The sequence below is a fragment of the Flavobacterium terrisoli genome (genome assembly GCF_030167905.1).
Taxonomy (GTDB): Bacteria; Bacteroidota; Bacteroidia; order Flavobacteriales; family Flavobacteriaceae; genus Flavobacterium; species Flavobacterium terrisoli.
In genome coordinates this window covers 1-5203 of record NZ_JARGNA010000014.1, presented here as the reverse complement: position 1 = coordinate 5203, position 5203 = coordinate 1, and the positions used below count along the sequence as shown (strand labels likewise).

Genomic DNA, 5203 nt, shown 5'->3' with positions numbered 1-5203 from the left:
AAAAAAAGGCGGCGACATACTCTCCCACATAACTGCAGTACCATCTGCGCAGTCGGGCTTAACTTCTCTGTTCGGAATGGGAAGAGGTGAGCCCCGACGCAATAACCACCTTAAGCTGGTTTGCAACGGATAATCAACTTTTTGTTGATTAGCATTACACAATATCTTAACATACTGAGATAAAAATAATTCTTCTTTAGAAAGTTCTCTCCCGGGTCTTGCGACCCGGGAAAAAGACGTACATAAGCTTACGGGTTATTAGTACTACTCGACTATGACATTACTGCCTTTACATCTATAGCCTATCAACGTGGTCATCTTCCACGACCCTTAAAAGAAATCTCATCTTGTGGTGGGTTTCGCGCTTATATGCTTTCAGCGCTTATCCCTTCCAAACGTAGCTACTCTGCGGTGCTCCTGGCGGAACAACAGATACACCAGAGGTTTGTCCAATTCGGTCCTCTCGTACTAGAATCAGATCCACTCAAATTTCTTGCGCCCACAGTAGATAGAGACCGAACTGTCTCACGACGTTCTGAACCCAGCTCGCGTGCCACTTTAATGGGCGAACAGCCCAACCCTTGGGACCTTCTCCAGCCCCAGGATGTGACGAGCCGACATCGAGGTGCCAAACCCCCCCGTCGATATGAGCTCTTGGGGGAGATCAGCCTGTTATCCCCGGCGTACCTTTTATCCTTTGAGCGATGGCCCTTCCATGCGGAACCACCGGATCACTATGCTCTACTTTCGTACCTGATCGACCTGTATGTCTCTCAGTCAAGCTCCCTTATGCCATTGCACTCTACGCACGGTTACCAAGCGTGCTGAGGGAACCTTTAGAAGCCTCCGTTACTCTTTTGGAGGCGACCACCCCAGTCAAACTACCCACCAAGCAATGTCCCCCGTAAAACGGGGTTAGACCTCAGATAAGCAAAGGGTGGTATTTCAACAATGACTCCACAACGCCTGGCGACGCCACTTCATAGTCTCCCACCTATCCTACACATCACTTATCCAAGACCAATACTAAGCTATAGTAAAGGTGCACAGGGTCTTTTCGTCCCACTGCGGGTAATCGGCATCTTCACCGATACTACAATTTCACCGAGCTCATGGCTGAGACAGTGTCCAGATCGTTACACCATTCGTGCAGGTCGGAACTTACCCGACAAGGAATTTCGCTACCTTAGGACCGTTATAGTTACGGCCGCCGTTTACTGGGGCTTCAATTCAATGCTTCTCCGAAGATAACATCTCCTCTTAACCTTCCAGCACCGGGCAGGTGTCAGGCCCTATACTTCATCTTACGATTTTGCAGAGCCCTGTGTTTTTGATAAACAGTCGCCTGGACCTTTTCACTGCGGCCAGCATTGCTGCTGGCGACCTTTCTCCCGAAGTTACAGGTCTATTTTGCCTAATTCCTTAGCCATGAATCTCTCGAGCACCTTAGGATTCTCTCCTCGACTACCTGTGTCGGTTTACGGTACGGGTTCTTATAATCTAAGTTTAGAGGTTTTTCTTGGAAGCCCTTAGGTACACTATCACTTTGGCCGAAGCCTCCGTGTACTATCGCATTTCCCCAAAAGCCGTGGATTTGCCTGCGGCTCTTATAGGTAGGTGCTTTAACGAACTATTCCGTCAGTTCGCGGTACTTTCATCACTCCGTCACCCCATCACAATTATAAGAAGTACGGGAATATTAACCCGTTGGCCATCGACTGTTCCTTTCGGATTCGCCTTAGGACCCGACTAACCCTCAGCTGATTAGCATAGCTGAGGAAACCTTAGTCTTTCGGTGTGCGGGTTTCTCGCCCGCATTATCGTTACTTATGCCTACATTTTCTTTTCTATCCAGTCCAGCATGCCTTACGACACACCTTCAACCCTGATAGAATGCTCCCCTACCACTCCTATTGGAGTCCATAGCTTCGGTAGTATGCTTATGCCCGATTATTATCCATGCTCGTCCGCTCGACTAGTGAGCTGTTACGCACTCTTTAAATGAATGGCTGCTTCCAAGCCAACATCCTAGCTGTCTGGGCAGACAAACCTCGTTTTTTCAACTTAGCATACATTTGGGGACCTTAGCTGATGGTCTGGGTTCTTTCCCTCTCGGACATGGACCTTAGCACCCATGCCCTCACTGCTGGTAATCATTATATAGCATTCGGAGTTTGTCAGGAATTGGTAGGCGGTGAAGCCCCCGCATCCAATCAGTAGCTCTACCTCTATATAACTATATCCAGCGCTGCACCTAAATGCATTTCGGGGAGTACGAGCTATTTCCGAGTTTGATTGGCCTTTCACCCCTACCCACAGGTCATCCGAAGACTTTTCAACGTCAACCGGTTCGGACCTCCACTATGTGTTACCACAGCTTCATCCTGCCCATGGGTAGATCACACGGTTTCGCGTCTAACACTACTGACTAAAGCGCCCTATTCAGACTCGCTTTCGCTACGGATCCATGACTTAATCACTTATCCTTGCCAGCAACGTTAACTCGTAGGCTCATTATGCAAAAGGCACGCCGTCACCCCACTAAAGGGCTCCGACCGCTTGTAAGCGTATGGTTTCAGGATCTATTTCACTCCGTTATTCACGGTTCTTTTCACCTTTCCCTCACGGTACTGGTTCACTATCGGTCTCTCAGGAGTATTTAGCCTTAGCGGATGGTCCCGCCAAATTCAGACAGGGTTTCACGTGCCCCGCCCTACTCAGGATACCACTATCCTTATCTTCTCTTACCTATACGGGACTATCACCCTCTTTGGTTAACCTTTCCAGGTTATTCTAGTTCAATCCGCAAGAAATGTCGTGGTCCTACAACCCCAAAATTGCCGTAACAACTTTGGTTTGGGCTAATCCGCGTTCGCTCGCCACTACTTACGGAATCACTTTTGTTTTCTTCTCCTCCGCCTACTTAGATGTTTCAGTTCAGCGGGTTTGCCCCCTATCGGGTACTATGTCTTCAACATAGTGGGTTGCCCCATTCGGATATCTACGGATCAATTCGTGTGTGCCAATCCCCGTAGCTTTTCGCAGCTTATCACGTCCTTCTTCGCCTCTGAGAGCCTAGGCATCCCCCATACGCCCTTATTTTGCTTATTGTACTTTTGGCCATAAATTAATATGACCGTGTTCTTTCTACTTTTTAAATGTATTTTTTATCTCAATATGTCAATGAACTTTTTCCGCATAGCGGATTGTGGAGAATATCGGAGTCGAACCGATGACCTCCTGCGTGCAAGGCAGGCGCTCTAGCCAGCTGAGCTAATCCCCCATTTTATAATTTTAAATTATGAATGTTGAATTTTGAATTATGCGTAATTCGTACTCATCTTCTAAAATTTCCTTCTAAGCTTAAAAAAGTAGTCCCGGGCAGACTCGAACTGCCGACCCCTACATTATCAGTGTAGTACTCTAACCAGCTGAGCTACGAGACTCTGTTTTTTTGCTTATATTATTTGAACTAACAGCGAGAGTAAAAAATTCTTTCGATTTGCAGGACTATCCCCTATATCGTCTCTAGAAAGGAGGTGTTCCAGCCGCACCTTCCGGTACGGCTACCTTGTTACGACTTAGCCCCAGTTACTAGTTTTACCCTAGGCAGCTCCTTACGGTCACCGACTTCAGGTACCCCCAGCTTCCATGGCTTGACGGGCGGTGTGTACAAGGCCCGGGAACGTATTCACCGGATCATGGCTGATATCCGATTACTAGCGATTCCAGCTTCACGGAGTCGAGTTGCAGACTCCGATCCGAACTGAGAACGGTTTTGTAGATTCGCTCCTACTCGCGTAGTGGCTGCTCTCTGTACCGTCCATTGTAGCACGTGTGTAGCCCAAGGCGTAAGGGCCGTGATGATTTGACGTCATCCCCACCTTCCTCACAGTTTACACTGGCAGTCTTGTTAGAGTTCCCGACTTGACTCGCTGGCAACTAACAACAGGGGTTGCGCTCGTTATAGGACTTAACCTGACACCTCACGGCACGAGCTGACGACAACCATGCAGCACCTTGTAAATTGTCCGAAGAAAAGTCTGTTTCCAAACCTGTCAATCTACATTTAAGCCTTGGTAAGGTTCCTCGCGTATCATCGAATTAAACCACATGCTCCACCGCTTGTGCGGGCCCCCGTCAATTCCTTTGAGTTTCATTCTTGCGAACGTACTCCCCAGGTGGGATACTTATCACTTTCGCTTAGCCACTCAGATTGCTCCGAACAGCTAGTATCCATCGTTTACGGCGTGGACTACCAGGGTATCTAATCCTGTTCGCTCCCCACGCTTTCGTCCATCAGCGTCAATCCACTGGTAGTAACCTGCCTTCGCAATTGGTATTCCATGTAATATCTAAGCATTTCACCGCTACACTACATATTCTAGTTACTTCCCAATAATTCAAGTCTAACAGTATCAATGGCCGTTTGATCGTTGAGCGACCAGATTTCACCACTGACTTATTAAACCGCCTACGGACCCTTTAAACCCAATGATTCCGGATAACGCTTGGATCCTCCGTATTACCGCGGCTGCTGGCACGGAGTTAGCCGATCCTTATTCTTACGGTACCGTCAAGCTCCTTCACGAAGGAGTGTTTCTTCCCGTACAAAAGCAGTTTACACACCATAGATGCTTCTTCCTGCACGCGGCATGGCTGGATCAGGCTTGCGCCCATTGTCCAATATTCCTCACTGCTGCCTCCCGTAGGAGTCTGGTCCGTGTCTCAGTACCAGTGTGGGGGATCTCCCTCTCAGGACCCCTACCTATCGTAGCCATGGTAAGCCGTTACCTTACCATCTAGCTAATAGGACGCATGCTCATCTTTTACCGTTGGAACTTTAATAACATCTCGATGCCGAGGCGTTATACTATGAGGTATTAATCCAAATTTCTCTGGGCTATCCCTCTGTAAAAGGTAGATTGCATACGCGTTACGCACCCGTGCGCCGGTCTCTTAGGAGCAAGCTCCTAATACCCCTCGACTTGCATGTGTTAAGCCTGCCGCTAGCGTTCATCCTGAGCCAGGATCAAACTCTTCATCGTATATTGTTGATGCAATAGCATCGTTTTTTTAGACAAAGGCTAGTCTTTTTCAAATCTTCCGATTCTCTTACTCTCTTTTATTTGTTTTAAATATCACTATTTAAAACGGCTGTCAATTCAATATGTCTATGAACGTATTCTTCTATTCTTTTCGC

The 5203-nt window shown here is 47.8% G+C and carries 2 tRNA genes and 3 rRNA genes; all 5 read right to left on the bottom strand.

What is annotated here, in order from left to right:
* Positions 1-3: 3 nt before the first annotated feature.
* A 5S ribosomal RNA gene (gene rrf / locus P1K33_RS15330) occupies positions 4-113 on the bottom strand.
* 125 nt (positions 114-238) lie between these two features.
* A 23S ribosomal RNA gene (locus P1K33_RS15325) occupies positions 239-3111 on the bottom strand.
* Between the two features lie 98 nt (positions 3112-3209).
* Positions 3210-3283, bottom strand: a tRNA-Ala gene (locus P1K33_RS15320).
* 89 nt (positions 3284-3372) lie between these two features.
* A tRNA-Ile gene (locus P1K33_RS15315) sits at positions 3373-3446 on the bottom strand.
* 86 nt (positions 3447-3532) lie between these two features.
* A 16S ribosomal RNA gene (locus P1K33_RS15310) occupies positions 3533-5048 on the bottom strand.
* The 16S, 23S and 5S rRNA genes sit together here with 2 tRNA genes alongside, the layout of an rRNA operon.
* Positions 5049-5203 lie beyond the last annotated feature (155 nt).